Here is a 25,699-nt window from a genome sequence, read left to right as displayed (position 1 = left end):
TTGGACCTGCTGAGGAAGTTGTGAGGACACAACCCCAAGACTCTCCTGCCGGGGGGCCGGGCGCGTAGCTCCCGAGACGATTTGCCGGGCACGAACACGTACTTCACGGTCGAGCGAGCCGCCGGGCTGCCGGACCGGGTCGTCGGGCCGCCGGGTTGCGGAGCCACCGGGCCGCCGTGCTGCGGGGGGCCGCCGGGGCGTCGAGCCGTCGTGCTGCCGAGTGACTTTGCCGCCGTGCCGCCCGGGGCGTCGAGCCGTCGTACGGAGCGGGCCCTACTCGCCGATGCGTACCAGTGCGAGCGTGATGTTGTCGGGGCCGCCGGCCTCGATGGCGGCCTTCCACAGCTCGTAGGCGGCCCTGCCGTCGTCGTGCACCCGCAGCACGCTGTGGACCACCTCGTCCGGCACCGGATCGGTCAGCCCGTCGGTGCACACCAGGTAGCGATCGCCCGCGGAGAGCTTTGTGGCCGCCACATGGGCCGTGATGGAGGTGTACGCGGGCCCGCCGCCCAGCGTCTGGGTGACGGCCGACGTGGTCCGCCGCCCCGGCGACGGCGGCGGGCTGTCGTCCACGCTCACCTGGTGCAGCCCGTCCGGAGCCGCGTCATAGACCTTGCTGTCGCCGACGTTGAACGCCAGCAGCGAGTCCGCCAGGACCACGGTCCCCGCGACCGTGGTCCCCATGGTGACCAGCTCCGGATCGCCGTCAGCGGCCGAGTACACCATGTGGTTGCACATGCTCAGTGCGTCGCGCACCGCTTCCTCGCCGTCGAGCGACGGGCCGAGCGAGGCGAGCTGGCGGACGACCAGGGCACTTGCCACCTCACCGGCCGGCTGCCCGCCGAGCCCGTCGGCGACAGCGACGACGAGCGGTGTGCCGAGGGGAAACAGCAGCGTCTGCGGGTTCTCGGTCACGGTGCCGCACAGCGTCCACGGTCCGACGACGAGGCTGTCCTCGTTGTGATCACGAATCAGCCCGACATCGCTCAAGGCAGTCACAGCTATGTACGGCAACGGGTACCGCCTCTCCGCAGCGGACGGAGCTTCCCTCACCACTGTCCCTCACCGCTCTCGCCTCCACCATCGCGGCGTTACGAGAGCGCCGGGGCGCGAGGTGTGCGGGTGCGGCCGGGGGTGGCTCACGCGAGGTGTGCGGGTGCGGCTGGGAGTGGCTCACCCGCCGGTGGGCCGGGCCCGTACGTGCATCCGCTCGCCCTGTGCGCCGAACAGGCTGAGGAACTCGACCGGCTGCTCCCCGGCGTTGGCGAAGCCGTGGGGGGTGTGCGTGTCGAATTCGGCGGCCTCCCCGGCGGTGAGGACGAGGTCGTGCTCGCCCAGGGCCAGCCGCAGCCGGCCGGACAGGACGTAGAGCCACTCGTAGCCCTCGTGCGTCTGCTGCTCGGGGCGCGCTCCCGGTGTTCTGGCCACGGGGAGGATCAGCTTGTACGCGTGCAGACCGCCCAGGTACCGGGTCAGCGGCACGAAGGTCTGTCCGTGCCGGGTGAAGGGGCGGGGGTGGATGCGCGGGTCTCCGGTGGGCGGCGCGCCCACCAGTTCGTCCAGTTGCACACCATGCGCCCTGGCCAGCGGCAGCAACAGCTCCAGCGTCGGTTTGCGCTGCCCGGACTCCAGGCGCGAGAGGGTGCTGAGCGAGATCCCGGTGGTCTCGCTCAGCTGGGCCAGGGTGGCTCCGCGCTCGCGCCGCAGCGCCCGCAGCCGGGGGCCCACGCCGGTCAGCACGCTGGGAATGTCCGGGCCCGGAGCGTCCGCCACGGGGATCCCTGGAGCGTCCCGCTCAGGAGTGCCCTGGGTGTTCATGCCTGGAGTGTCGTCGGCCGCCATCCCACCATTTGCCAGTGCGGCAAGAAAGCTTGTCAAGCCGTCCCGGCCGGCATCGGCGAGCCTGCCGAGCGGTCCGGTCGGCTTCGTCTCGTGGCTGTGACGATCGAGACGGCCCTCTGTCCGGCTGTCTATCGGTGGTCCGGACTTGGTTGGGCGGTGTCGTTCGAGGTTGTTTCGGATTTGGTGTGCAGGACTTCGCGGGCCTGTTCGGCGGCGCGGGTGATGCTTTCGCTGATGAAGTCGAGGAAGCGGGCGATGTTCTCCAGGCGGGCGGCGGCGGGGGTGTGGGGGCCGAGGATGGTGACGCCTTGGCGTGCGGTTTCGACGAGTTGGTCGTTGGATCGGGCGCTGGCGATCGTCGCCTGGTAGAAGAGTTCGTCGTCGACGATGTAGCGGTCGCGGCGGCGTTCGTCGCGTTCTCGGCGGACGAGGCTCTGGCTCTCCAGGAAGGCGATCGCCTTGGAGATGGACGCCGGGCTGACCTGGAGGCGCTGGGCGAGTTGGGACGCGGTGAGGCTGCCCGCGTCGGTGGTGAACAGGCAGGTCAGCACCCGGGCCGGCATCTTGGACAGACCCGTGGCCATGAGCACGGTGGTGAGCGTCTCCTCGTACTCGGCCACGGCCTCGGCGTCGCGTCCGTGTGGCTGAGGGACTGGCTCCGACCCTCGGGAGGACACGGGCCTGCGCCGGTGGGCGCGGCGTTCGGTGGCGCGGTGGGCCAGGTCGGCGCGGTAGGCGGTGGGGCCGCCGTTGCGCATCACCTCACGAGTGATCGTCGAGGTCGGACGTTCGAGGCGTCGGGCGATCTCGGCGTAGGGGAGGCTGTCGGCCAGCCCCAGCGCGATCTGCTGGCGTTCCTGCTGGGTGAGCCTGCCTCCCGGCATCGCGATCTCCTTGGTGGTCCTTCGTGGCGGTCCCTGATCTCCCCACTATAGCGTTCACTTCCCATCCATTGCAATGATCGTCGCGGTTGGCGTTGCGTTACTCTCAAGTCCGTTGCAACAGTTTCTAGGCGTCTAGCTGCATGAATGTGAGTTCTATGCAACGAATCTGTTGCTAGGTATTGGAAAGCAACGTAGCGTTTCTGGTGTCAGAAACCATGAACGAACACGGGAGAGCACGATGCAGAAGTTCGACACCCCCGCCCCGATCTCCGCCGTCCTGGACATCCCCGCCGGGCGCATCCAGTTCATCGCCGCGGACCGCGCCGACACCACCGTCGAGGTCCTGCCCGCCAACCCCTCCAAGAGCCGCGACACCAAGACCGCTGAGCAGACCACCGTCGCCTACGCCGACGGCGTCCTGCGGATCACGGCCTCGACCTCCGACAACCAGCTCTTCGGCCCCTCCGGATCCCTGGAGGTCACCGTCCAGCTGCCCGCCGGCTCCCGCATCGAGGCCAAGGCCGCCAGCGCCGAGCTCCGCGGCGTCGGACGCCTCGGCGACGTCGACTTCGAGGGCGCGTACCGCCAGATCAAGATCGACGAGGCCGCGAGCGTCCGCCTCACCGCGACCGACGGCGACGTCGAGGTCGGCCGGCTGGGCGGCCCCGCGGAGATCAGCACCGCAAGGGGCGACATCCGGATCACCGAGGCCGTGCGCGGCACGGTCGTGCTCCGCACCCAGTCCGGCGACATTTCGGTCGGCGCCGCGGCCGGCGTCTCGGCCACCCTGGATGCCGGCACCGACTACGGCCGCGTCAGCAACGCCCTCAAGAACGATGGCACCGCCGGACTCGACATCCGCGCCACCACCTCCTACGGCGACATCACCGCCCGCAGCCTCTGAAGGAGCAGAACCAGGACTGCCCGGCGGGCCCCCCGCGATCGAGACCCTCTCGGTCGCGGCGGGAAGCCTTCGGACTCCGGCCAGGACCCGTTGACCGGCTCCGCCGTCGCGTCCGCACGGACGGAAAGGGCCTGCGCCGAGAGGCGCGGGCCCTTTCGTGCGTGCTGAGCTCGTGCCTTGCGTCCTCCAGAAATAACTCCATGCGGGCAAGGGCACCAAGGGACAGGAAGTGCTCATCGAGGAGTACTCGGACTTCGGCGCGGTCCCGGCGATCACGGCACCCCCGGCGAAGACCGTCGCCACCTGGGACGAGTGGATCGTGAACGCGGCGAATCCGTAGACGACTTCAGGGGCGCACGACGGGACCTACCGCGCCACGAACTGCGTCAGGATCGCCTGCACCTCGTAGATGTCGACGCCCTTGGTGAAGGTCTTCTCGACCGGGGCGGGGTTGCCCGAGATCCAGATCTTGAGCTCCGCGTCGAGGTCGAAGGTGCCGGCGGTCTCCACCGCGAAGTGCGTGATGCTCTTGTACGGAATGGAGTGGTACTCCACCTTCTTGCCGGTGATCCCCTGCTTGTCGACGAGGATCAGCCGACGGTCGGTGAAGAGGATGGTGTCGCGTATCAACTGGTACGCGGCGTTCACCTGCTCGCCCTGCCCCAGCAGCCGCGAGTAGTCCTGCTGAGCCTTGACCGGATCGACGGTGTGCGCGTTTCCGAACAGTGCCATGTGGCCCCCCACTTAGCGAAGTTGCACGATTTTTCGATGTTGCAGGATCTTCGCACGGTACCGGCCGGTAGCCGCCTTCTCTGCGGAATGCGCGCATCGCCGGGAACGGGGCGGCGTACGCCGACGGGTGTCGGTGTACGCCGCCCTCGGGTGGGACGAGTTGCGGGAGGCGGCCCGCGTTGTCATGGCGGCTGTTTCGGGCCGTGGTTGAACTTCGAGGTCCACCAGAGCTGGCCGAGCACCGCGAAGCTCAGGCACGGCTGTGCCCCTGGCACCCCTGTCGGCCCCGGGGTGTCCCGCCTGCTCACCCATGCCTTATGTTGCAGAGACGAGGCAGGGGGGAACTCGCATGTCGCAGCCAGAGCAGCCAGAGCAGCCAGAGCAGCCAGAGCAGCCACGGGCCGTCGGCGGCGTCCGCGGACGGACGACGGAAACGACGGACGACTGAGGCAACGGGCGACTTATGGCACGGGATTACGACAGTCAGTTGCTGGAGTCGGTGGCGGTACGCCGACGCAGGATGAGGGACGCGCTGCTTTTCGGCGCGCAGCGGGCACGACGCACGGCGGACGAGCGGCTCGGGAAGGTGTTCGCCGGGATCGCCATCGCGGCCGTTCTGTGTGCGGGGTGCGTCGGGTGGTCGTTCCTTCAGCACACGCTGGCGAAGCAGAAGGCCGAGCAGGAGAAGCAGCAGCAACGCCAGGCGCAACAGTACGAGCAGCCACCGAAGTAGGCGGAGTCGCCAACGTCGGCGAAACCGTGGACGTCCGCCGATCCTGGAGAGTCCGCAGTAACCGCGGGAAATGCACAAAGAGTTCGCCGAGACAGGAACAGTTTCCTGGAAGGGGAATGGGCGAAAGCCGAGAGCGCGGGCATGTCCAATTGGCCCGAAAGTTCACAACGTCGCGATGATAGGTTCCCGTAAGTGGTGAGCACAGCAACGACTTCCCGGGCGCAACTGAGCAGGGTGACCCTGGTCGGCGAGCGACGCCGGGCCGACATCGTCCTGCCCTCCGACACTCCGATCGGGCAACTTCTCCCGGACATCCTGAAGTTGCTGGACGACCGGGCCGCATCGCGCCCGATGACACGGCAGTTGATCACGTCCGACGGATCCGCGCTGCCGCACGACAGCACGCTGGCGTCAGCCGAGATAGCCGACGGCGCCGTGCTCCGGCTCGTCAGGACCCACTCTGCGCCGCCCGCCCCCGTGGTGCACGACGTCACCGACCAGGTGGCCGACGACCTCGATCTGCAGGCCTGGCGCTGGCGTCCCGCCGCACGGCGGGCCAGTGCGGGCGTGGCGACCGTTGCCTTCGCGGTGACCGCCGCGTTGCTCGCCCGTCGTGAGCTCGCCCTCGAAGCCCTGACCGGTGCCCTTGCGGCCGTCACACTCGTCCTCCTGGCGGCCGGTGCGGTCGTCGCCAGGATCGGGCAGGGCAACCGGGGCCTGGCGACCGCGCTCCTGCTCACCTCCGGCGGGCTGGGCATCCTCACCGCGTGGACCGCCGCCGACGCGTACGACTGGTCGGGGGCCGTGCGGCTCGGCGCCGTCGTGGGCGCGCTGATCCTGACGCTGGTGCTGCTCGGCTACTTCTCGCCGCTAGGCCGCGGCGGGCTCGTCGGCGCCGTGGCCACGGCCGCGATCGTCGTCGTGTGGGAGGCCGTCGCCGCCGTCCAGGGTGATCCAGCCCGGCTCGGCGCCGTCATGGCCGTCTTCTCCGTGGTGCTGCTCGGAATGCTGCCGCGGCTCGCCCTGATGGCGTCCGGGCTCACCGCACTCGACGACCGCCGATCGGGCGGCGTCTCCGTCAGCCGTCACCAGGTGGACAACGCGCTCGCGGCCACGCACCGCGGCCTCGCCCTCGCGACGATGGTCACCGCGGTCTCGGCGGCCTCCGCCGGCTGGCTGCTCACCCTGGCCGAGAAGCCGACCGTCTGGACCGTGGCGCTTCCGTCACTCGTCGCCGTGGTGCTCCTGTCGAGAGCGCGAGCCTTCCCGCTCGTCGCCGAGGTGGTGGCGCTCTTCGCTGCCGCTGCGTTCCTCGTCGTACGCCTTGTGATGCTGTGGATGGAGCATGCCGGGGGCGCCGGACCGCTCGCCGTGCTGTGCGCGGCCGCAGTACTGCCGCTGCTCGTTCTGGCGGTGCAGCCGCCCGAGCATGTGCAGGTCCGGTTGCGGCGCACGGCCGACCTCGTCGAATCCATCGGCATGGTGGGGCTCTTCCCGCTCGCCGTCGGTGTGTTCGGCGTGTACGGACAGCTGCTCAACAAGTTCTGAGTCAACGCGCAGGCGCTCCGGGCGGGGCAGCAGGGCGGAAGAAGAAGGGCAGACATGCCGAACCGAGACAACTGGCAGGGCGATGTGCTGCGCGACCTGAGGGGCGGCGCCCAGCAGGGTGCGCAGGCCTCCGGGGCTCAGCAGCCGGCGCAGGGCCCCGGTGTCCCCGCGCCTGGTGCCCCAACGGCACACGGCTCTCTCGCACCGGCTGCCGGCGCCCCTGCTCAGAGGCCCGGCCCGATGCCCGCATCCTCGGCGTCCGACGGCCGGCAGCCGGCGCAGGGCCCCGGTGTCCCCGCGCCCGGCGCGCCCCTGACGCCCGGGTATCCGCACCCGGCGCAGGAGCGCCAGGCGGTACCCCATGGCCACGTCCCACCGCAGGCCCAGGCGGCCCCCGCCCCCGCCCCAACCCCGGCCGCGTACGCCCCTGGCCCGGGTACCCTCCCCCTACGCCCTGGCGGGCGTGGGAGGGACCCCCACGCGCACACCCCCGACTCCCGGCCCGTGGTCGATGGCAGTCTCGGCGGTGTGGGACGTAAGCCGCGGCGCGGCGAGCCCTTCGCCTCGCGCGCAGTCCGCGCCCTGCGCAGGACCGTTTCCTCGTCGGCCGCGCGCGAGGTCGCCGAGGCCACCCGCACCGCCGAGGTGCTCCAGCAGCCCGTGACGACCGGCCGGCAGATCGCCGTCACCTCCATCCGCGGGGGCGCCGGCAAATCGACCGTGGCCGCGCTGCTCGGCACCACGTACGCGCACTACCGGCAGGACCCCGTTCTCTTCGTCGAGGCGGATCCGGCGCTCGGTTCGCTGCCGTTGCGGCTCGGTGCCGAGATGCTGCGCTGGACCACCGGCGATGTCGCGGACATCGTCGAGCCGCAGATGTCGCTGCTCGACGTCACCGGCTACCTCGTCCAGCTCCCCGACAACGCCTGGCTGCTGCCCGGCAGTCAGGGCCAGATCGGTGCGATGCTGGACACCAGGGCGTACGAGCGGGCCATGGTCGCGCTGCGCCGCTACTTCGGTGTGACGGTCGTCGACTGCGAGACACTGCCGGCCGAGGTCGCCCGGGTCGCGCTCTCCGCCGCCCAGGCCCGCGTCCTTACCGCCCCCGCCACGCTGGAAGGTCTCACCAGCACGTACTCGGTGCTCCAGTGGATGCAGGGGCTGCCCCCACACCTCGTCGCCGGCACGGTCGTCGTGCTCACCGAGCAGGTGCCCCACTCGGGACTCGACCTCGACGCGGCCGCCCAGAAACTCAGGTCCACCGGGGTGAACGTCCAGATCCTGCCGTACGACCGGCACTTGGCGGCCGGCGGCACGATACGTACCGAACTGCTCGCCCGCTCGACCAGGGCAGCAGTCACCCGTCTCGCCGCGGACGTCTTCCAGCTCTCCCAGAAGCGCCGCTGATCCAGATGCCTGGCCCGACCGTACCGAGCCCGACCGTGCCGAGCCCGACCGTGCCGAGCCCAACCGTGAATGACGGACGACGATGAGTACCCGACTGATCCACCGCCCGGCCAGGACCACCCGGCCCCCGGCCGCCTCCGAGGCGCGCACCATCGAGGCCCCGCCCAACCTCCCCGAGGGGAAGTCGGGCAACATCGCGATGTCGCTGCTGCCCGTCGCCGGCGTCATGTCGTCCGTCGTGATGATGACGGTCGTACGCAACAGTCAGTTCGCCGCACTCGGCGCGATCATCCTCGTCGTCACCATCATCGGCTCCATCGCACTCGTCTTCTCCCAGCGCGGCAAGGCACAGCGCACCCGCCGCACCCAGCGCGAGGCCTACCTCGCCTACCTGGAAGACCTGCGCGAGGAGCTCTCGGGCGAGGAGCGCGAGCGGCGCGAGCGTGCCGACGTCCTCAACCCGCCGCCGCACGCCCTGTACGACATCGTGCGCGACCCGGCCCGCCTGTGGGAGCGGCGCCGCACCGACGCCGACTTCCTGCGCGTGCGCGTCGGCACCGGCGAGATGCCCGTACGCGATCTGAAGATCGCCCAGCAGGGCTCGTCGGTCCTCACCCCGCCCGACCGGTTCATGCTCAACGAGGCGTCGGCGCTGACGGCCCGCTTCCGCACCGGCACCGAACTCCCGCTCACCGTCCCGCTCGACCGCGTCGGCAACATCAGCGTCATCGGCCCGCGCGAGGACTGTCTGCGCGTCGCGCGCGCCCTGCTCGTCCAGGCCGCAACCATGCATGCACCCGACGACGTGGCGATGGCCCTCGCCGTGCCCGGTGACCGGCTCGCGGACTGGGAGTGGGCCAAGTGGATGCCGCATCTGCTCGACACCGAGCAGTTCGACGGCCCCGTCGCCGCCCGGCGTATCGCACCCGACGCGCACCGGCTCGCCCGGCAGATCGGTCCCGAACTGCGCCGCCGCGCCTCCTATGCCGCCGAGGTGCGCCGCGGCCTGGCCGGCAAGGACGCCTTGTCCATGACGTCCCGGCTGCTCGTCGTCACCGACGGACACGGCGAGGACGCCGTCGACATCCCGCGCCCCGACGACGCGGTCGGCCTGCGCGAGATGGGCGTCTCCGTCCTCCACCTGCTGGAACAGCGGGTCCAGGAGCCGGGGCACGTCGGCGTCCGGATCACCGTCGACGGCGACCAGGTGATCATCGAGGACCTGCGCGAGCAGGAGCCGATCAGCGCCCACGGCACCGTGGACGAGGTCAGCATCCCGTTCGCCGAGGGCCTGGCCCGGATGCTGGCGCCGCTGCGCCTGTCCGCCGAGTCGCTCGTCGACGCACCCCTGTCCGGGCCCGTCGACTTCGCCGATCTGCTCGGCATCGACGACGTGGCCCGGCTCGACCTGTCGCACCTGTGGGCGCCACGCGGCGAACGCGCCTTCCTCCGCGTGCCCATCGGTATCAGCGACTCCCGCGAGCCGGTGCTCCTGGACCTGAAGGAGTCCTCCGAACTCGGTATGGGCCCGCACGGTCTGTGCGTCGGCGCCACCGGCTCCGGAAAGTCCGAACTCTTGCGCACCCTTGTCCTCGCCCTGGTCGCCACGCACCCCCCGGAGGACCTCGCCCTGGTCCTCGTCGACTACAAGGGCGGTGCGACGTTCGCGCCGTTCGCGAACCTGCCGCACGTCGCCGGTGTCATCACCAACCTGGAGAACCAGGCAGGTCTCGTCGAGCGCGTCCACGCCTCGCTCGCCGGCGAGGTCAAGCGGCGCCAGCAGGTCCTCAAGGACGCGGGCAACGTCGCCGACATCGGTGACTACGCCGCGCTGCGTGCCGAGAAACGGCCCGACCTGGCCCCGCTGCCGCACCTCTTCATCGTCATCGACGAGTTCGGTGAACTCCTCACCGCCAAACCCGACTTCATCGATCTGTTCCTGTCCATCGGCCGCATCGGCCGCTCCATCGGTGTGCACCTGCTGCTGTCCAGCCAGCGCATCGAGGGTGGCAAGCTCAAGGGTCTGGACACCTATCTGTCGTACCGGCTCGGGCTACGCACCTTCTCTGCCGACGAGTCCCGTACCGTCCTGGACACCACGGACGCCTTCCACCTGCCGCCGCTGCCCGGTTTCGGCTACCTCAAGGTCGACACCAGCCATTACGAACGTTTCAAGGCGAGCTATGTCTCGGGTGCCTACCGCGGTCCCGTGCAGCGTCCCGAGGACGAGGACAGCGGACCCCTCGCACTTGAGTACCAGGCCTTCAACACCCTGGCCGAGCCCGACAGTCCGGGCACGCAGGAACCGGCGATGCGGCGCCGCGAGACCGGGCCGACCGAGATGGGCGTCATGGTCGGACAGATGGAGAATGCCGCCGGTCCGGTGCGTCGTATCTGGCTGCCCCCGCTTCCCGACGCGATCCCCTTGGACAAGGTCGCCGGCGCCTTGGACGTCGGCCCGCGAGGCATGCAGCTGGCCAAGCGTCGCGGCCCGCTCCAGGTGCCGCTCGGTTTGCTCGACGACCCGACCAAGCAGTGGCAGGGCCAGTGGTACCTGGACCTCACGGTGGCGGGCGGCCACGCCGCCGTCATCGGCGGCCCGCAGTCCGGCAAGACGACACTCCTGCGCACGCTCGTCCTCTCGCTCGCGCTGACCCACACCCCACAGGAGGCCGGCGTCTACGGCCTCGATCTGGTCGGCGGCGGTCTCCAGGCCCTGTCGGGCCTGCCGCACGTCGGCGGCATCGCGGGCCGCGCCGACCGCGAGCGCGTGGCCCGGACCGTCGAGGAGGTGCGGAACATGCTCACGGCCCGCGAGGACCTCTTCCGCGAGCACGGCATCGACTCCGTCGAGCAGCTGCGTACCCTGCACGCGGCGGGCCGGTTGCCCCAGCTGGCCTCCGCCGAGATCGTGCTCGTCATCGACGGCTTCGGCGCGCTGCGCGACGACTTCGACGAGCTGGACGACGCCGTCGTCGACATCCTCAAGCGCGGCGGCGGTTACGGCATCCACGTCGTCGCGGGCATGCTCCGCTGGAACGACGTCCGCATCGCCACTCAGTCGAACTTCGGCACGCGCGTCGAGCTGCGCCTCAACGACCCCAGCGAGTCCAGTGTCGACCGCAAGCTGGCAGAGACCCTGTCGCCCGACGAACCCGGCCGTGTCCTCACCGACGGCAAGCTCTTCGCGCAGGCCGCGCTGCCCCGTACGGACGGGCTCGCCGACACCTCGGAGCTGGGCGCGGTCCTGGAGCGCACGGTCCGTACGGTCCGCGCCACCTGGAGCGGGGAGGTCGCGCAGCCGGTACGGGTCCTGCCGCACGTCCTGGAGCCCCACCTCCTGCCGGGCCCGGTCGCCGAACCCAAGCGCGTGCCCATCGGCCTGGACCAGACGGCACTCGCGCCGGTCCTGCTCGACCTGTTCCAGCACGACCAGCACCTGCTCGTCATGGGCGACAGCGAGTGCGGCAAAACGAACCTGCTGAAGACGATCGCGGGCGGTCTCATCGAGCGCTACGGCGAGGACGAGCTGGTCTTCGCCATCATGGACCCGCGACGAAGTCTGCGCGGCGCGGTCCCCGAGGAGTTCAACGGCGGCTACGCGTACAACGCCAAGATGTGCGCGGGCCTCGCCGCGGGTATCGCCACCGAACTGGAGAAGCGGCTGCCCGACGACAGCGCGCGCCTCGAGGACCTGGAGCCCGGCAGCTGGGGCAGTGGTCCCCGGATCGTGGTCCTCGTCGACGACTACGACGTGCTGACCACCGCCGGCCAGTCGCCGCTGTCCCCGTTCCTGCCGTACATCCCGTCCGCGGTCGACATCGGACTCCACTTCGTCCTGACGCGCCGCGTCGCGGGCGCGTCGCGCGGTATGTACGAGCCGCTGGTGCAGGGTCTGCGCGAGTCGGGAGCCTCCGCTGTCCTCATGGCGGGCGACCGCAGCGAGGGCCAGCTGTTCCCCGGTGTGTACGCCTCCCAGCAGCCGGCGGGCCGCGGTGTGCTCATCCGCAGGGGGCAGCCGAACCGACTGATCCAGACCGTGTACTCCGCCGAGTGACGCAACCGGCGACCATCCCGCGCCGTGTGCGTACGGCACGCCACCCGAACGACGAAGGACCGACGACCACATGACCAAGGACGTCATCGCCCTCACCCAGCGCATGCCCGACCCGTTGAGCGTGCTCGCGGGCCTGCTGTCCGGGGGCCCCGACAAGCTGGTGAACGCGACGGGCGAAGGCGCCGTCGTGCAGCTCTGCGACGAGGAGGGCCGGCCCCTCGTCTCCGTCGAGGCGCCGATGCTCGTGCAGGTCGCGGGCGAGGCCGAGCGGCTGCTCGGGGCCACGGCGCCCCCGGTTCCGTTCTGGTGGACGGAGGCCCGCGCCACCACCGGTGTCGAGGAGGCCGAGCGGCTCGCGGGCACTTTCGCGGCGCGGCTGGCCTCCTTGGTCGGCGGCTCCGTCTGGCCGCCGGAAGCCGCGCGCGACCTGGCCGTGGTGAAGAGCGAAGGCGTGAGCGCCGCGCCCACGCCCGCCGCCGCGCAGCCCGCCGTCGACGTCCTGACCGACAAGGTCGCCGTCGTCATCCAGGACCGGCCGGTCGTCGCCATGACGGCCTGGCTCTCCGACGCGCTCCGCGTCGCCGCCAACGCCGGGCTGGGCCTCCAGGTCGTCACCCCGGCGGGCACCACGCTCTCCCCGGCCGTACGCCACAGCCTGAGCGGCTGGCCGTCCCGCTGGGTCGTGCAAGATGAGCGGGAGGGCTACTACGACGGTCTGTCCGGAGCCGTACTGCGCTGGCAGGACGGGATGTTCACCATCGTCGAGGGGCCCGGCGCGACCGCCGACGACCCGAAGACCCCGGTGGCCGCCTCCTACCAGGAGGGAGTCGCGGACACCGGCGAGCGCCAGCTGGCCCTCACCTTCCGCATGGTCCACCCCGCGGACGAGCGTCTCGTACTCGGTGGCGCGCTGGAGTCGGTGTGGCGTGAGCTCACCGGCGAGCCTCCGGCCGGCTGGGGCACCTCGGAGCCGGCCAACCTGCCGTGGTCTCCACGCCAGTTGACCGATGTCGCCTTCGAGAGGGCGCCCGAGCCGACCTGGTTCGTGGTCATCGGCAGCCCGGATCGGCCGGGACTCGCCACGGTCCTCGTCCGCCGTACGAAAGGGGGAGTGGAGGAGGAAGTCACGCTGGCGTTCGGGTACGGGCCCGGCGAGGAGCCACCGCTGGACGCCGTGCCCAGGGCCGCGGAGGCGCTCGCCACCCGCCACTGCCTCCAGTCGATGCTCATACAGCTCCGCAAAGCCCGCCGCGACCTGGCGGTGCCACCGCGGTTCGAGGGGCCCGGTGTGCCGGTGGCTTTCGTGCTCGGCGCAGAGGAGGTCCGCGCGCTGCCCGGCGACCGCGCCCGGCGTACGCCGCTGGAGGAGGCGCCCGTACAGCTCGGTCCGAGGACACGTCCCGCGCTGTACTACCCGCTGCTCGGCAAGGAGTGGGACCTGTCGGCGTGGCGGGACTTCGAGCGGTTGGTGCGGCATCTGAAGGGCGAGTGAGGCCTGGGCCGCCACGCCAAGTGCCCGTGATCTGCGTGCTGGTGACCACATGTGATGCGACATTGTCGGGAGTTGGTCACAGTGGCGCGATTGCTGATTGCACTTGTGACGCCTGAGTTGATAGGGATGACTTGCACATGATCGTCCGGTCCGCGGGGGGAGTCCGATGAAGTTCGACATGGGGGCGCAGGTTCTGTCGACCCTGCAGTCGCAGTCGCAGGGTTCGAGCACGGACCTGGGGTTGCTGATCCGTCAGCTGATCCAGGCCGCACAGCCGTTGGAGGGCAAGTTCAACGGGCAGGGCAAGGTGATGTTCGACTCGTTCAAGATGCGCGCGGACGAGATCACCGCGGCCCTGAACGGCTCGCTGTCGGCGATTCTCGGTGGCCAGTCGGGGATGGACGCCGCGTTCGCCTCGGGCGACCAGGAGCAGGGTGAGAACGCGAAGACGCAGATGTCGGCGGCGAATTTCGACGCGGCGCGGTTCTCCGGCCGCGGCTGACCAGCACCGGCTTTGTGCGGCGGAAGTGTTCGGGTTCGGATCTCACGGGGAGTGACAGCCAATGGCTACGGGTAGTGACCGTCGTTCGTACGACACGGGTGCGTCGACCGAGGCGCAGGGCAACATCCAGGTGGTGATCGCGCAGCTGGAGCAGGTGATCACGGCGCGCGACACGCACGTGAAGAACGCGATGAAGGACTTCACGGCGGACGGCGTGGCCGACGAGTACCACGGCAAGGAACTGCGCTGGTACAGCACTTCGCAAGAGGTGCGGAACATCATCAACCTGCTGAAGACGACCCTGGAGAAGAACGACGCGACGGCGCAGCAGACGCTCGCGCGGGCGAAGGCCGCGGTCGACAACATCGGCTGAACCGTCTTTTGGCGCACCCCGGAGGAAACGTTCCTCTGGGGGCGCCGCGGATGTCGGAGCGGCGGTAGCAGTGTGATTGCGCAGGGGGAGCGTTCATGACGGCGTGGGACATTCAGCCCCAGGGTGTGCAGGGCCAGTTGAAGGTCGTCGGCACGCATGCCGGGGATCTGGAGAAGGTACTGACGGCCCTTATGTCGGATGTGTCCGGGGCTGCTCAGGCGGCCGGTACGGCGGTGCCGGGTTCGCAGGCCTACAGCGGGGCGCCTTTGCACGGCCCGGTGGCGCCGGGGCGGCCGCCGTTGCGGCAGAACACGCTGGGACCGGTCGCCGCGGCGCTCGCCGAATGGGCGAACGGGCGCAAGCCGGATCTGGAGGCGATGGCCAAGCGCATCCAGGCCGCCGTACTGGGCGCGGCCACGGCCACCAACGAGTACGTCCAGGGCGACCTGGACCAGGCCAAGGAGGCGCAGGACGCGGCGCGTGCGGTCCGGCTTGACCTGCTGAAGGACCTCGGGGGGAAGAAGAAGTGAGCGACGCACCGGTCAACCCGGGTGAGGTCCCGGTCTTCACCGGAAACCTGGAAGTCCTCGACCAGAAGATCAAGGCACTGTCCGGCGCCGGCGGCAAGATCACGACTGCCGCCGGTGACGTCCACACCACGTTCGGCGGCCTGAGCGCCTTCTACAAGGCGCCGGAGGCGGAGCAGCTGTTCGCCACCACCCAGCCGGTCAAGGACAAGGCTGCGACGCTGAGTTCCGACCTGGGCGTCATCGCGGGCGCACTACGCACGTACGCCAGTGACGTCCGCCCGCTGAAGGCAAAGCTGGACCAGCTCCGGCAGGACGCCGCCGACTTCCGCGACAAGGTCTCCAAAGAGGACAAGTGGCGCGAGGACGGCGATCTGATCGAGGAGAACCTTGATCGCCGCAACGAGATCGCCGAGGTCTGGTCCGCGTTCCAAGAAGCCGAACGGGCCTGTCACGCAAAGATCGTCGCCCTGGTCGGCGGGGACCCGCTCAAGGTCGATGACGGCTCCGGCAAGGAGGGCATGTACGGCTACGACGCCGAGATGCTGAAGCAGGCCAAGAGCCTGCCCTGGGGTGACGCGGTCGAGGAGTCGACGCCTGCGTGGCAGGTGTGGGAACACGCCGGTGACTTCCTGGAGGGCTTCTTCGTCGACGGCGTGTGGGGCACGATCAAGGGCCTGGGCACCCTGGTCGGCGTCGACGGCTGGGACGCGGCCGGGCAGGCCTGGACTGGTCTGGGTAAGCTCCTGACCGGTATCGCGATCACCATCACCCCGGGTGTGGGCTCCCTGTACTTGGCCATGCCGGACGACAAGCTCCCCGGCTGGCTGCGGGACTCCCGTACGGCGATGAAGGAGACCGGCAAGGCCCTGCTGGCCTGGGACCAGTGGGGCTCCAAGCCCGGCCGCGCCGCCGGCGCGGTCACCTTCAACGTCCTGACCACGGTCTTCACCGGCGGCGCGGGCGGCGCGGCGTCGGGCGCGGGCAAGGCGGGCGCGGCGGCGAAGGCGCTGTCCCTGGCCGGCAAGGCCGGGCGGTTCGTGGACCCGATGACGTACGTCTTCAAGGGCGCCGGCGCGGGCGTGTCGAAGATCGGCGATGTGATGGCCGGTCTCAAGGGCATGGGCAAGGTCGAGATCCCGCAGATCTCCGATGGCGCGTTCAGCATGCCGGAGGGCTCGCTCAGGATGCCTGACGGAACGATTCAGCTGCCCAAGGGCGCCGCGATCCCGGAGGGCGCGATCAAGCTCCCGGACGGCAACATCAAGCTGCCTGAGGGCACGACCGTCCTGCCGCCGAACACGGTCAAGAACCCCTTCGGTGGCCCGGTGGCGTACATAGGCGAGGGCGGCCTCTACGGAAAGGACGGAACCCTCCTCCAGCACGCTGACAACGCCCCGAAGGAGGGCGCCCCGAACCCGACGGCGGGCGCGGACAACCCGCGGATCGAGACCCCGCTCCGCCAGGAACAGCCGGTCCTGGCCGGCGTCGGCGGGCGGGGCGACGACGCCGTCCGCCTCGGCGACAGCTTCGGCAACGACCTGGGCGATGTGGGGCGCGTGGGCGACAACGCCCCGGATGCCGGCACGTTCGACCGCACGCCGGGCGGCGGTGCGAACCACCTGCCGGGTGGGGGTGCCGGCGACAACATGCCGATCGGCCGCGCGGGCGACAACCTGCCTACGAACAACCTGGATAACACTGCGGGCGGCGCGGGCCGTGGGGACGACACCACGCCCGCGGGCGGCGCGGGCCACACGGACGACCCGAGCACCGGTGGCGGCGGGCGGGATGGCCAAGGAGACATGGGCAATGGCCTGCCTGGCGATGGACTCGGAACGAGCGGGCCCGCGAACCCACCCAGCGGTCTGTCGGAGATCGATCCTAGTAGATACGCCAGGCCACTTGACGAGGCAGCTCATCAGCCCACGGGGCCGTTGAAGGAGGAGCAGGAGGCTGCTCTCCTCGCCGAGCTCAAGCACGCGAAAATGGAACTGCGCGACCAGGAAGCGGTCCTCCGCAGCCTCCGCAAGGACCCCAACGGGGCCGTTGTTGCCGAACTCATCAACCGAGGGCACCTTCGCGATACGGAGAATTACAGCAAGATCCTCGAAATGTGCAAGAGTGGGCCAAGCCGCAGCGACCCGAGCAGCATGGTTCCTGCCGCCCGCATGGCGCTGGAACATGCCACGGAACTCCAGAACCGAGGATTCTCCCGCATCGGATTCGAGTTCGGAGAGTCCACGGATCCATGGGACCTCGATGTGTACACGCGGAACGCTGCCGGCGAGATCGACTACGCTTACCAACTGAAGAACGTCACGAGCAAGAACAAGCTGATCAAGAATGCTCTTGACGCCATCGATCAGCTGCAGTACAGCCACATGAATCAGGGTGTCGCCATCCTGGATGTGCATCAACCGATATCGATCATGCGACCTGGGGCATTCCGCGCGATCGAGGAGGCCGCACTGGAGGACGGCGTAACCGTGATGCTGCGCTTCGAGGACAGCGCGATCAAGATTCCGGCCGATGGCCCCATTTACCCATAGGGAGCTCCATGTCTACGCTTTTGCGCGCACCGAAAGAGTGCGGGTCATGGTTTTGGGACCTGGACGAAATCAGGCCGTCCGGTCTTGAGTCCGCATTGAATGTCTCGGCGGAGATGGCTGAGATTCTCGGCCGCTTCGAGTTGCTTACACCAGCCAGCCTGGAATGCAAATGGCTCATCCCAGGAAAAGGCTTCACAGGAGTAATGACCACGATCTTCATTCGGGATCTGCTGGATCCAAGCAACATTGACACGCTATCCGGAAGCCGCCCGGCTGCATTCCCCGACGCAAAATTCCGGGGTTTCAATGTCATGGGTCCGGGAGTCTGGTACGACTCCGAGGGGCGACCTCGAAAAGAGCACCGCCTTGTGGATCTTGCCGTTACGACCTCATACGGGCCAATGGCCACCGTATCCGTACACCATGACGTCTGGAACTGGTTCGATTTCTCTGGGGAGCCGCATCCCGAGGTCCAGCGCAGGAACGCGCCACGCCTTGCCGACGCCCTGACCGAACTCAACACAGCGCTCGGACTGGAAGCTGAAACCGGGGAACCCACCTACTTCGGCAGCGCGGTCGGATTCTCGATCAGCACGCCGGATGCAGATGAGAACGGTCGAGGACCGAACCTCACCGACAAGCTCTAACCTCCCCGTTTCGCGCGCACAAGGCCTCGCCTACCGCCGAGACGCTGGACCAGCTGGCGAAAGCACAGGAGCGTTTCGACACGCGCATGACCCCGCGGTGGGGCGAAAACACCTCCAACAACACCTCGTTCTCGGAACGCCTGGGCGAGGTCGCGGCGCGGCTGCACGTGGTCCCGGAGAGGTTTCCCGGCTCTGTGGAGCAGCCGCTGCCGAAGACGCCCAACGGCGCTAACATGTTCGACCAGCTGTACCGCCGTCCGGACGGCAAGCTGATGATCATCGAGGCGAAGGCGCCGTCTTCCGGCCTCCTCTGGCGCAAGGGCCTCGGTCCGGCCAAGGGCTTCATGGTGAAGCAGGGCACCGAGCCGTACCTGCGGACAATCATCGCCGAGATGCTGCTCCGGCCGAAACTGAAGGTGACCGATGCCGCGGGCAAGATATGGACGAACGCGGACCTTGCCAAGGAGCTCAAGACGGCTCTGGACAGCGGCAACCTGGAGTACGCCATGGTGAAAGCCACGGACGGCGGCGGTAAGTACGCTGGGGCCGTCCTCGAATTCTTCAAGATCTGACAAAGGAGACAGTGCCCGTGATCGTGCCGCGCCAGGACTATCAGAAGGACGAACTGGCGTCGGTGGTTCCCGTCATGGAGGAATCTCTGTCCTATTCGCTGGAGAGGATCGAGACCTCACACAACTCCAGGTCGGACGTGGTCATGGAGTCGCTGAACGTCGCCCTCGTCCGGTGCGTCGGAGACCCCACTGCCGGCATGCTGGAGACCTGGGAGTCATGGCTGCTGGCCATGCAGGTGCATTCGGCCGTCTTCGCCGCCGTCGCTCCCGACCGGGAAACGGTCACCTGCAAGATCCGCCAGGAGGAGCGTCAGCTCGCCACGACCGGGCCGCAGACCTACCTCAACGCGGACACCTGGCTCGACGCCTTCTACCTCGCGGTCATCTGCCGTGAAGCACCCCGTCTCGACATGCTGGCGCGGATCCCGGTGTCCCTGCTGCGCGACTTCGGCGGCGCCCTGGACGAGTACACCTACGCCTGGGTGGAGACTCTCCAGAGCTTCTGGCTCCGCCGTGACGACCTGCGCACGCACCTGGTGCGCGCCGTGGACCTGAGCGCGGCCGAGCACGCCCGCGTCATCGATGCGGAAGAGATGACCAAGCTCAAGTACCCGCCGATCATGATGCTCTACCGCTACCTGCGCAAAGACGCCGCCGGCTTCAACGACGCCCTGGCCGACGCCATCCGCTGGCACAAGGAGTACTGGACCGCCGACGAGGACCGCGTCGAAAACGTCCACGGCATCGTGGCCCTCGCCCCGCTGGCGATCGCCTGCCTGGCCAAGGCCAACGGCATCCCCGTCGAGGTCCAGTCCGACTACCTCCCCGAGGCACTGCTTGAATTTGCCTGGGAAGGCGAGTTCGACGCGTAGCACGTCACGAAGGTCCGCACCGCCCAAGCGCGGTGTGGACCCTGGCGTGTCCGATGACGTAAGCCTCCAGCAGTGCTGGTGGCTGGGCAGTTCCGGGACTTGATGCCAGCGCCGGGTCCCGGCGAGTGCATCGCCGCACAGCAGAGATCGGCGGTTCGACATCAGCAAGGGAACCTTTCCGTGACCGTCATCGTCGGACGGCATTTCTCGCCCGGAGCCACGGAAGAGGAATGGGCTGAGTACCTCGGCGGCGACCTTGTCGAAGACATCGACGAACTGGAGGAATACCCGGACCCGATCGGGCAGATCTTCAGCAGCGCTCTTCTGCATCTCGGTGCCCGCTGCACCGTCGACCCGCGCGCGGCCAAGCTGGAGACCTGGGAAGCGGTGGTCAACACGCTCCAGCTGGGATCGGCCATGTTCGCCGCCGTGTCCGCGGACGAGGGCGCCGTGGAGTGCCGGATCAACCGTGAGATGCGTACCCTCCCGGCCGCGGGCCCGGCCGACTTCGCCGATCTCGGTACCTGGTTGACCACGTTCTGGCTCGCAGTGGTGTGCCGGGACTAGAAGCGGATGACCGAGCTGTGTCAGGTCCCGCTCGAGCGCATCGCTTCCGGCGGATACGACGAGTTCGTCGGGCACTGGGTGAACACGGTCCAGACGTACTGGCTCCAGGGGCCGGACCTCGCGGAGAAGCTGACCCGGACCATCGAGACGTCGCACCCGGATGTCGCCGTGCAGACGCCGAGCGGCCTGCTGCAGACCGTTCTCGCCCCGCCGATCCAGCTGTTCTACCGATTTGTCACGAACGACCGAGACGGCTTCAACGAAGCCCTGCGTCAGACTCTGACACTCCACAAGGCCTACTGGACCCTCGACGAGAAGCGGGCCGCGGACCCTGCCGGGCACATTGCGCTGGCTCCTCTGGCCGTTGCGTGCTTCACCCACGACGCGGGCTTCCCGATCGGAGTCGAATCGGGCTACATCCCCATGCACCTGCGCCGTAGCTGGATCGGCGAGTTCGACACGTGGCACATCGCGAGAGTCCCGACCCATGAGGATGGCAATGCGCCGTATCGACATCGATGATCCCGATGTAGATCTCGACTACGACCAGCGGCTGCTCTACCGGGGGGAGCTGTTCACCCGTGAGGTGGAAGAGCATCTCTCCGGTCGCCGCGTGAGTCTCGAGACGTACAAGGACGGATACCGTGACGGGCCATTCCGCGCATGGCACATGAGTGGCGCTCGTCGGGCCGAGGGGGCGATTCGGATGGGATTCGCATCGGGTGAGTCCAGGATCTGGCATGAGAATGGCGTCCTCGCCATGAGGAAAGTCAATAGCGAGGACGGTAGAACTCCACTTGCCCTCTATGAGTGGGACGAGGACGGGCGTCAATCGCGCGCGTGGGAGCGCAATGAAGAACCCCAGTGATGCTGGTCCAGAAGTCCGAGGAGATGTGATGCTGCCAAGTGAGCTATTGGAACCCGACATGTCCGGTGTTGGCCCGCCCTCCCCAGAAACCCCCTACGAGACTTCTTAGGCTGGCGTATGGACAGGGCACTCGAAGGGTTCATCAAGGTCTACTTGAGCTACGAGCAGGCGTACGACACCAGTGGGTACTTGCGTCCGACACTGCACGCGTTCAAGCCGGAGTATGTCGAGAGCGTTCGTGCTGGGCTTGCGGCGATCTTGCAGGATCGGTCGCTCGTTCGGGCGGACTACGAGAAGCTCACCGATGTCGAATTCGGCGGTGATGCGGAACTGTACGCATACCTCCAGGAGATGTTCCGCTACCTGTTCGGAGACGGGGAAGAGCAGCCGATTCCCCCCGAGCAGTAACGGATTGCCGAGCTGACCGGCGCGAGCCTTGCGCCGCTCCGACCCGCGGAGGTTCCCGAGGCGGCAAATCGTCCGACACCATCACCTCTTTGTAAGGATCACGGTGCGTTGTGGTCAGAAGCGGTGTACAGGCGCAGACGCCTGGGTCCAGTGCCAGTTGACGGGTGCCCACTGCTTCTTCAGGACGGCGCGTTGCCGGGCGTACGTGCGCAACGCTTCCTCCATGGAGGCCGCGAGTCCGGCGAGGTCGTCGGGGGCTGGGAGGCGCAGGACCAGGTGCTGCTTGTTGTGGACGAGCAGCAGGTCGCCGGCGGGGGAGCAGGCGGTCAAGGTGAAGTGGGTCAGCGGCTTGAACGTCTTGGTTGCGGTGTCCAGTCTGGCGCAGAGCACTCCCGCCCTGTTCCAGGCGTACAGGCCGTAGCGGTTGAGGTGGAAGGCGTGGCCCCGGTGCGGGTCGGCGGCCAGGTTGAAGCAGAAGCCGGTGAAGGGGGAGTCGCGCGACGCCTGCATGCCGTGGAGGCGTCCGGTCATCTCTCCCTGGTCGTTGATGAGGGTGAAGACGAACGGCTGGCCTCGGCTGCCGCTGCGGAAGGTCTTGGCGAAGACGGGGACGACGAACAGGTCGTCGGCCAGTGGTACGGGCCGCCCGAGGCGTGAGTCGCGCCAGCCCGAGAGGCGGTCCTCGCCGGCCAGCAGCTCGGCCAGCGCAGGTCGGGGGCGATTCGTCAGGCCGACCAGGGCTCCCTGGTACATGACGTGGGCGCGCAGGTCGACGTCGCTTTGGCGGGCTGGTTCGGGATCGAGCGAGACGAGTGCCGTGATCTGCGGCTTGGAGACGGCTGACAGAGGCCCGTCGGTCACGCCGACGATGTTGGTGATGGCACTGCCGTACGTCCACACGCCGTACTCGGCCACGGTGCACAGCAGGCGTCCCGATGGTGTGACGCTCAGGGAGGAGGCGAACGGATTGCCCGGTGTGAACTTCTTGAACGGACGCCGGTCTTTTGAGTCGTAGGCGGCCACCACCCGGCTCAAGTCGGCTGATATCAAGGTCGTGTTGTCCCGGTGAGTGCTGACGGCGAGGAGGCCGTCCGGCAGGACGCACAGGGTCATCTCGCTGCCGTTGACCACCGCCGAGACGGTCTTGTCGCTGTGGGCCGAGTCCCAGTAGGCGCTCGCCAGTAGCTCGCCCTCCGCGGAGTACCGGCTGATGATCCCGTACTCGAAGCCGGCTGCGCCCTGCCCCTCTTCGGTGAGGGCCATGCCGTACGTCCGGCGCACTCCGTACATCGCGTAGATCTCGCCGCCCGGTGCGGCCGCGACATCGTAGGCCTGGACAGCCCAGCCCTTGGAGTAGAGCGCGGTCAAGTCGATGCGGTGGTGGTCCACGAGCGTGCCCGGCAGGGCCAACGGAAGCGTCTGGATCATGCCCGTCATTCTGGGACCCGGCACTGACACTCCGCGCAAGGGTGTGAGAGGAGCCGCTTCGGCATGGACGAACCGTCGGCCATCCTCTCCTCGTGCAGCTCACCGGCATTACACGGGGCCGCGTTCGCCGGGACTCTCTACCGGAGAGGTCGCAGAAGTCAGTAGTTCAGCGAATCTCGTGGTCAGTCGCCCGGAGTGCCGTCATCGGACGCCCCGGCGGGAGCAGGGTCGGCAACGAACGATCCCATGCCCGGGGTTGTCGTGATCAACCCCTCTTCTCGAAGGGCCGCCGTGGCCTTGCGGACGGTCATTCGGGCAACCCCGTACTCCTGCTCCAACTGCACTTCGGAAATCAGGCGTCGCGGAGGGTACTCGCCGCTCGCGATCCGCTCACGGATGTCGTCGGCGATCTGCGCCCACTTGGGTCGGGTGGGGTCAAACTCGATCACGCTGAGGACTGTACGTATCGACATCCAGGCAAACATAGACAGCCCTAGCTATAGACAGGCATAGACATGTAGCTTGTCGAGCTGAGAGACCCCGGCGAGGTGGCCAGACCTCCCGGGGCACGGCCAACGCTTCGAAGGAGCGTCGACATGCGTGACCCTATCCGTGCCCTTGTCCTGTGGGTGAGGGCACTGTTCGCAGAGGGGGCGAACGGCGCACACCGTCCCGGTGCAACCTGCCGGGACTCGTTCCGATCCGTCCCGGCTTCGAGCCGGCGCTGGCAACCGGGCCCACGGCGGCTGCCCTCCGCTCGTTCGCCGTACGGGCTCGACGAGCTCCTGGACGGGCGCACCACGGTCATGGTCCGCCCATACGTCCTGGCGGAGGAACGACGTCAACGGAGGCTTGCGCTCGTTCTCGCCGCGGACTTCGGCGTTGACACCGACATGCATCTCGTGGGCGCGCGGGGAGCGGCGTGACAGGCGCGGCCATGTGTCCGGATTCCGAGTTGCCCAACTGTGACGGCTGCGGGTCCGAGGCCGGGCCTCTGGTCGCGGTCTCGATCGGTGCCGGGCATCGGTGGGTCTGTCAGGCGTGTGCGGCCGCAGAGCTCCGGGCCGCGGTCCGCGACGCGGTGCGTATGTGCGTGCGTTGCGAGCGGATCACCACCGCTCCTGTCGTCGTGTCTGAAGTGCATGCCGGTTCAGGGCCCGGCTTCAACGTCTATGCCTGCACCGACTGTGTCCCGTACTTCCCCGAGTTGCCTGATGCGCTCGACCTTCTGGCGGATGGCCAGTGAGCGCTTTGCGCCGGCTTGACGCCCGCGGCCACGACTGGTTGCGGGCGTGCTGAGCGCGTGGCGGAGTCGCCGGTCGGTGCTGAGGCCTGGGGTCAGACTTTCCTGACGACAATCCTGTCCGGGACCAGCTTTTCCAGGTCGTCCACATCTGACGTGAAGACGGTGACCTGACCCTTCTGACGTCGCGCGACGACGGCAAGCACGGCGTCAATCGCGTACTTGTGGCCATGGAGCCCCGTATCGGCCAGGAGTCGACGGGCCTGTCGGGCTTCGTCCTTTCCGACGTCGGCTACATCGATGCGAGAGAGGACCCAGTCCCAGCGTTGCTCAGTCGTCCTGCCGTCGTGTGCCTCGACAAGCGTCATGGGGGATGTCACCACCTCGGCTTCACCGCGGGCGGCGAGTTCGAGCCGGGCGATCATCATGCATTCCCCGCGCATGGCCTGGGACGGCGCCTCGGAGTCGAGCACGAAGATCCGGAGCGGCGGCCCCTGCTCACGGCTTCGCTTGTTCATGCGGCCGGCGGCGTTCGTGTTCTGCGTCGAGATCGTCCAGTTCGCCGAGTGCCGTCGCCCGCTCGCTTTCAGTGACCGGGCCGTGTTCCTCCTCCAGCCAGTCGACGAGCTCCCTGAGCCGGTCGCGGTCACGCTTGAAGCGCAGAGCTTCGGCAACGTACGCCGACATGCCCCGTTCGGCTGCTTCCGCACGGATCTCCTCGAGGAGATCTTCCGGGATCGTCACCGTCACCTCTTTAGTGGCCATACAAGAGACCATGCTCTGCGTACTGTGTGCTTTACCAGTCATCACGGGAGCAGCCGGAGGCTCGCAGCGCGCACAGCCGACGGGGCGAAGGTCGAAGGCTCGCTTCACCCTCGCCGCCCGTCGGGGCCACGTGTACGCGCACAACGCACCGCGTCTTGCGGCAGCGCTGTGCGCTCTGGACGGCCGGCTGGCGTGCCGCAACAATGCGTGCTGGGTGAGGTGAATGCCCGACCCCACGTGAGCGAGAGGGAAGGCAATGGGTACGAGTCCCGGCGTCACGTTCCGCTGATCGACCCGGTCTTTACCGCGTCCACGAACGTCGACCAACCGGCGTGGGGAAACAGAAGCACGTCTCCGCTGGGGATCTTGCTGTCCCGGACAGGTGCGACACCGGGGAGGTTGTCAGCCACTTCCACACAGGCGCCGCCATCGCCGTTGCTGTACGACGATTTACGCCACGTAGCGGTGATCAGATCAGGTGCGGGGGTCATTGGCTCGCGTAGTCCCTCGCCGCCGATTCGATCAAGTTGAGGGATGTTTCCGGCGGCAATGAAGCAGCCCTGACCAGATCGTAGGCCCTGGCGTACTGAGCAACCAGGGCTGGATCCTCGATCAGTTGCCCCGTGAAGGCGCTCTCGGTGTAGATGACCTGGGGTGCGTCGTCGAAGGCCATATTGATGGTTGTGCCGTTCAGGAAGGCGGCGGCTCCAGCCTCGAAGGGAAGGAGCTGCACCAACAGGCGCCGGTTCGTCCTGATCGCCGCAGCGAGGCTTGCG

Annotated in this window: 25 protein-coding genes and 1 pseudogene; 16 read left to right on the top strand and 10 right to left on the bottom strand. The window is 68.4% G+C overall.

The window, feature by feature from the left end; genetic code table 11:
- Positions 1-273: 273 nt before the first annotated feature.
- The 3 genes from ACZ6ZQ_RS35440 to ACZ6ZQ_RS35430 all read right to left on the bottom strand — a co-directional run bounded on the left by ACZ6ZQ_RS35440 (position 274) and on the right by ACZ6ZQ_RS35430 (position 2,726).
- On the bottom strand, positions 274-1,014 hold the full coding sequence (locus ACZ6ZQ_RS35440) for a PP2C family protein-serine/threonine phosphatase (RefSeq protein WP_469772636.1): 741 nt from the start codon (positions 1,012-1,014) through the stop codon (positions 274-276).
- A 159-nt stretch (positions 1,015-1,173) separates the two neighbouring features.
- On the bottom strand, positions 1,174-1,818 hold the full coding sequence (locus tag ACZ6ZQ_RS35435) for a helix-turn-helix domain-containing protein (RefSeq protein WP_469772635.1): 645 nt from the start codon (positions 1,816-1,818) through the stop codon (positions 1,174-1,176).
- Between the two features lie 152 nt (positions 1,819-1,970).
- Positions 1,971-2,726 carry a helix-turn-helix domain-containing protein gene (locus tag ACZ6ZQ_RS35430; RefSeq protein ID WP_469772634.1) on the bottom strand — a complete coding sequence of 252 codons (756 nt, stop codon included), beginning with the start codon at positions 2,724-2,726 and terminating at the stop codon, positions 1,971-1,973.
- Between the two features lie 238 nt (positions 2,727-2,964).
- Between ACZ6ZQ_RS35430 and ACZ6ZQ_RS35425 the strand changes: the two genes are divergently transcribed.
- Positions 2,965-3,630, top strand: a complete 666-nt coding sequence (locus ACZ6ZQ_RS35425) for a DUF4097 family beta strand repeat-containing protein (RefSeq protein WP_469772633.1) — start codon at positions 2,965-2,967, stop codon at positions 3,628-3,630.
- A gap of 366 nt (positions 3,631-3,996) precedes the next feature.
- On the opposite strand, the gene ACZ6ZQ_RS35420 is transcribed toward ACZ6ZQ_RS35425, so the two are convergent.
- Positions 3,997-4,362: a PH domain-containing protein gene (locus tag ACZ6ZQ_RS35420; protein ID WP_469772632.1), complete on the bottom strand. Its 366-nt coding sequence runs from the start codon at positions 4,360-4,362 to the stop codon at positions 3,997-3,999.
- Between the two features lie 463 nt (positions 4,363-4,825).
- Here ACZ6ZQ_RS35420 and ACZ6ZQ_RS35415 point away from each other — a divergent pair, with 463 nt between their 5' ends.
- The 15 genes and pseudogenes from ACZ6ZQ_RS35415 (at position 4,826) to ACZ6ZQ_RS35345 (ending at position 21,487) form a co-directional block, all read left to right on the top strand.
- Positions 4,826-5,095 carry a hypothetical protein gene (locus tag ACZ6ZQ_RS35415; protein WP_469772631.1) on the top strand — a complete coding sequence of 90 codons (270 nt, stop codon included), beginning with the start codon at positions 4,826-4,828 and terminating at the stop codon, positions 5,093-5,095.
- A 192-nt stretch (positions 5,096-5,287) separates the two neighbouring features.
- Complete coding sequence (eccD, locus tag ACZ6ZQ_RS35410; RefSeq protein WP_469772630.1) at positions 5,288-6,643, top strand: type VII secretion integral membrane protein EccD; 1,356 nt, start codon at positions 5,288-5,290, stop codon at positions 6,641-6,643.
- A 54-nt stretch (positions 6,644-6,697) separates the two neighbouring features.
- Positions 6,698-8,050, top strand: coding sequence for a MinD/ParA family ATP-binding protein (locus tag ACZ6ZQ_RS35405; RefSeq protein WP_469772629.1), 1,353 nt, complete (start codon positions 6,698-6,700; stop codon positions 8,048-8,050).
- Between the two features lie 82 nt (positions 8,051-8,132).
- On the top strand, positions 8,133-12,107 hold the full coding sequence (gene eccCa, locus ACZ6ZQ_RS35400) for a type VII secretion protein EccCa (RefSeq protein ID WP_469772628.1): 3,975 nt from the start codon (positions 8,133-8,135) through the stop codon (positions 12,105-12,107).
- Between the two features lie 70 nt (positions 12,108-12,177).
- Positions 12,178-13,599, top strand: a complete 1,422-nt coding sequence (locus tag ACZ6ZQ_RS35395) for a DUF6177 family protein (protein ID WP_469772627.1) — start codon at positions 12,178-12,180, stop codon at positions 13,597-13,599.
- A gap of 166 nt (positions 13,600-13,765) precedes the next feature.
- Positions 13,766-14,101, top strand: coding sequence for a hypothetical protein (locus ACZ6ZQ_RS35390; RefSeq protein ID WP_469772626.1), 336 nt, complete (start codon positions 13,766-13,768; stop codon positions 14,099-14,101).
- A gap of 61 nt (positions 14,102-14,162) precedes the next feature.
- Positions 14,163-14,474, top strand: coding sequence for a pore-forming ESAT-6 family protein (locus tag ACZ6ZQ_RS35385; protein ID WP_469772625.1), 312 nt, complete (start codon positions 14,163-14,165; stop codon positions 14,472-14,474).
- Positions 14,475-14,569: 95 nt separating this feature from the next.
- The gene (locus ACZ6ZQ_RS35380; RefSeq protein ID WP_469772624.1) at positions 14,570-15,004 is read left to right on the top strand and encodes a DUF6507 family protein; all 435 of its coding nucleotides are present in this window, start codon (positions 14,570-14,572) and stop codon (positions 15,002-15,004) included.
- Positions 15,001-17,553: a hypothetical protein gene (locus ACZ6ZQ_RS35375; protein ID WP_469772623.1), complete on the top strand. Its 2,553-nt coding sequence runs from the start codon at positions 15,001-15,003 to the stop codon at positions 17,551-17,553. The genes ACZ6ZQ_RS35380 and ACZ6ZQ_RS35375 overlap by 4 nt, the downstream gene beginning before the upstream one ends.
- An 8-nt stretch (positions 17,554-17,561) precedes the next feature.
- A complete protein-coding gene (locus ACZ6ZQ_RS35370) occupies positions 17,562-18,200 on the top strand; it encodes a hypothetical protein (RefSeq protein ID WP_469772622.1) in 639 nt (212 codons plus the stop codon).
- 86 nt (positions 18,201-18,286) lie between these two features.
- A complete protein-coding gene (locus tag ACZ6ZQ_RS35365; protein ID WP_469772621.1) occupies positions 18,287-18,772 on the top strand; it encodes a hypothetical protein in 486 nt (161 codons plus the stop codon).
- A 17-nt stretch (positions 18,773-18,789) separates the two neighbouring features.
- Entirely contained in the window at positions 18,790-19,644 is an 855-nt protein-coding gene (locus ACZ6ZQ_RS35360) for an immunity 49 family protein (protein ID WP_469772620.1), read from the top strand.
- 102 nt (positions 19,645-19,746) lie between these two features.
- Positions 19,747-20,733: pseudogene (locus tag ACZ6ZQ_RS35355) on the top strand (immunity 49 family protein).
- A complete protein-coding gene (locus ACZ6ZQ_RS35350; RefSeq protein ID WP_469772619.1) occupies positions 20,711-21,079 on the top strand; it encodes a toxin-antitoxin system YwqK family antitoxin in 369 nt (122 codons plus the stop codon). Before ACZ6ZQ_RS35355 ends, ACZ6ZQ_RS35350 begins: the two are co-directional and overlap by 23 nt.
- 117 nt (positions 21,080-21,196) lie before the next feature.
- Complete coding sequence (locus ACZ6ZQ_RS35345; protein ID WP_469772618.1) at positions 21,197-21,487, top strand: hypothetical protein; 291 nt, start codon at positions 21,197-21,199, stop codon at positions 21,485-21,487.
- A 114-nt stretch (positions 21,488-21,601) separates the two neighbouring features.
- Here ACZ6ZQ_RS35345 and ACZ6ZQ_RS35340 read toward each other — a convergent pair whose 3' ends face one another.
- The 6 genes from ACZ6ZQ_RS35340 to ACZ6ZQ_RS35315 form a co-directional block, all read right to left on the bottom strand.
- Entirely contained in the window at positions 21,602-22,915 is a 1,314-nt protein-coding gene (locus tag ACZ6ZQ_RS35340) for a hypothetical protein (protein ID WP_469772617.1), read from the bottom strand.
- Positions 22,916-23,097: 182 nt separating this feature from the next.
- Entirely contained in the window at positions 23,098-23,364 is a 267-nt protein-coding gene (locus tag ACZ6ZQ_RS35335; RefSeq protein WP_469772616.1) for a GntR family transcriptional regulator, read from the bottom strand.
- Positions 23,365-24,253: 889 nt separating this feature from the next.
- Positions 24,254-24,676, bottom strand: a complete 423-nt coding sequence (locus ACZ6ZQ_RS35330; RefSeq protein ID WP_469772615.1) for a hypothetical protein — start codon at positions 24,674-24,676, stop codon at positions 24,254-24,256.
- Positions 24,657-24,923, bottom strand: a complete 267-nt coding sequence (locus ACZ6ZQ_RS35325; protein ID WP_469772614.1) for a CopG family transcriptional regulator — start codon at positions 24,921-24,923, stop codon at positions 24,657-24,659. The genes ACZ6ZQ_RS35330 and ACZ6ZQ_RS35325 overlap by 20 nt, the downstream gene beginning before the upstream one ends.
- 275 nt (positions 24,924-25,198) lie before the next feature.
- Positions 25,199-25,414: a DUF397 domain-containing protein gene (locus tag ACZ6ZQ_RS35320; protein ID WP_469772613.1), complete on the bottom strand. Its 216-nt coding sequence runs from the start codon at positions 25,412-25,414 to the stop codon at positions 25,199-25,201.
- Positions 25,411-25,699: Scr1 family TA system antitoxin-like transcriptional regulator (locus tag ACZ6ZQ_RS35315; RefSeq protein WP_469772612.1), on the bottom strand; the 289-nt coding region annotated here is incomplete at its 5' end. The genes ACZ6ZQ_RS35315 and ACZ6ZQ_RS35320, both read right to left, overlap by 4 nt.

This window comes from Streptomyces sp. NPDC053673, assembly GCF_055585225.1.
Note: the sequence above shows the minus strand (reverse complement) of the source record. Positions and strands in the feature narration are given on the sequence as shown.

What these genes read in the sequence shown, in the direction of transcription:
- ACZ6ZQ_RS35385 (WP_469772625.1), top strand. Translation starts at nt 14,163, where the DNA reads ATGGCTACGGGTAGTGACCGTCGTTCGTACGACACGGGTGCGTCGACC.
- ACZ6ZQ_RS35425 (WP_469772633.1), top strand. Translation starts at nt 2,965, where the DNA reads ATGCAGAAGTTCGACACCCCCGCCCCGATCTCCGCCGTCCTGGACATC.
- ACZ6ZQ_RS35380 (WP_469772624.1), top strand. Translation starts at nt 14,570, where the DNA reads ATGACGGCGTGGGACATTCAGCCCCAGGGTGTGCAGGGCCAGTTGAAG.
- ACZ6ZQ_RS35325 (WP_469772614.1), bottom strand. Translation starts at nt 24,923, where the DNA reads ATGGCCACTAAAGAGGTGACGGTGACGATCCCGGAAGATCTCCTCGAG.
- ACZ6ZQ_RS35405 (WP_469772629.1), top strand. Translation starts at nt 6,698, where the DNA reads ATGCCGAACCGAGACAACTGGCAGGGCGATGTGCTGCGCGACCTGAGG.
- ACZ6ZQ_RS35430 (WP_469772634.1), bottom strand. Translation starts at nt 2,726, where the DNA reads ATGCCGGGAGGCAGGCTCACCCAGCAGGAACGCCAGCAGATCGCGCTG.
- ACZ6ZQ_RS35420 (WP_469772632.1), bottom strand. Translation starts at nt 4,362, where the DNA reads ATGGCACTGTTCGGAAACGCGCACACCGTCGATCCGGTCAAGGCTCAG.
- ACZ6ZQ_RS35435 (WP_469772635.1), bottom strand. Translation starts at nt 1,818, where the DNA reads ATGAACACCCAGGGCACTCCTGAGCGGGACGCTCCAGGGATCCCCGTG.
- ACZ6ZQ_RS35365 (WP_469772621.1), top strand. Translation starts at nt 18,287, where the DNA reads ATGACCCCGCGGTGGGGCGAAAACACCTCCAACAACACCTCGTTCTCG.
- ACZ6ZQ_RS35320 (WP_469772613.1), bottom strand. Translation starts at nt 25,414, where the DNA reads ATGACCCCCGCACCTGATCTGATCACCGCTACGTGGCGTAAATCGTCG.
- eccCa (WP_469772628.1), top strand. Translation starts at nt 8,133, where the DNA reads ATGAGTACCCGACTGATCCACCGCCCGGCCAGGACCACCCGGCCCCCG.
- ACZ6ZQ_RS35345 (WP_469772618.1), top strand. Translation starts at nt 21,197, where the DNA reads ATGGACAGGGCACTCGAAGGGTTCATCAAGGTCTACTTGAGCTACGAG.
- ACZ6ZQ_RS35395 (WP_469772627.1), top strand. Translation starts at nt 12,178, where the DNA reads ATGACCAAGGACGTCATCGCCCTCACCCAGCGCATGCCCGACCCGTTG.
- ACZ6ZQ_RS35340 (WP_469772617.1), bottom strand. Translation starts at nt 22,915, where the DNA reads ATGATCCAGACGCTTCCGTTGGCCCTGCCGGGCACGCTCGTGGACCAC.
- ACZ6ZQ_RS35370 (WP_469772622.1), top strand. Translation starts at nt 17,562, where the DNA reads ATGTCTACGCTTTTGCGCGCACCGAAAGAGTGCGGGTCATGGTTTTGG.
- ACZ6ZQ_RS35390 (WP_469772626.1), top strand. Translation starts at nt 13,766, where the DNA reads ATGAAGTTCGACATGGGGGCGCAGGTTCTGTCGACCCTGCAGTCGCAG.
- ACZ6ZQ_RS35415 (WP_469772631.1), top strand. Translation starts at nt 4,826, where the DNA reads ATGGCACGGGATTACGACAGTCAGTTGCTGGAGTCGGTGGCGGTACGC.
- ACZ6ZQ_RS35330 (WP_469772615.1), bottom strand. Translation starts at nt 24,676, where the DNA reads ATGAACAAGCGAAGCCGTGAGCAGGGGCCGCCGCTCCGGATCTTCGTG.
- ACZ6ZQ_RS35350 (WP_469772619.1), top strand. Translation starts at nt 20,711, where the DNA reads ATGCGCCGTATCGACATCGATGATCCCGATGTAGATCTCGACTACGAC.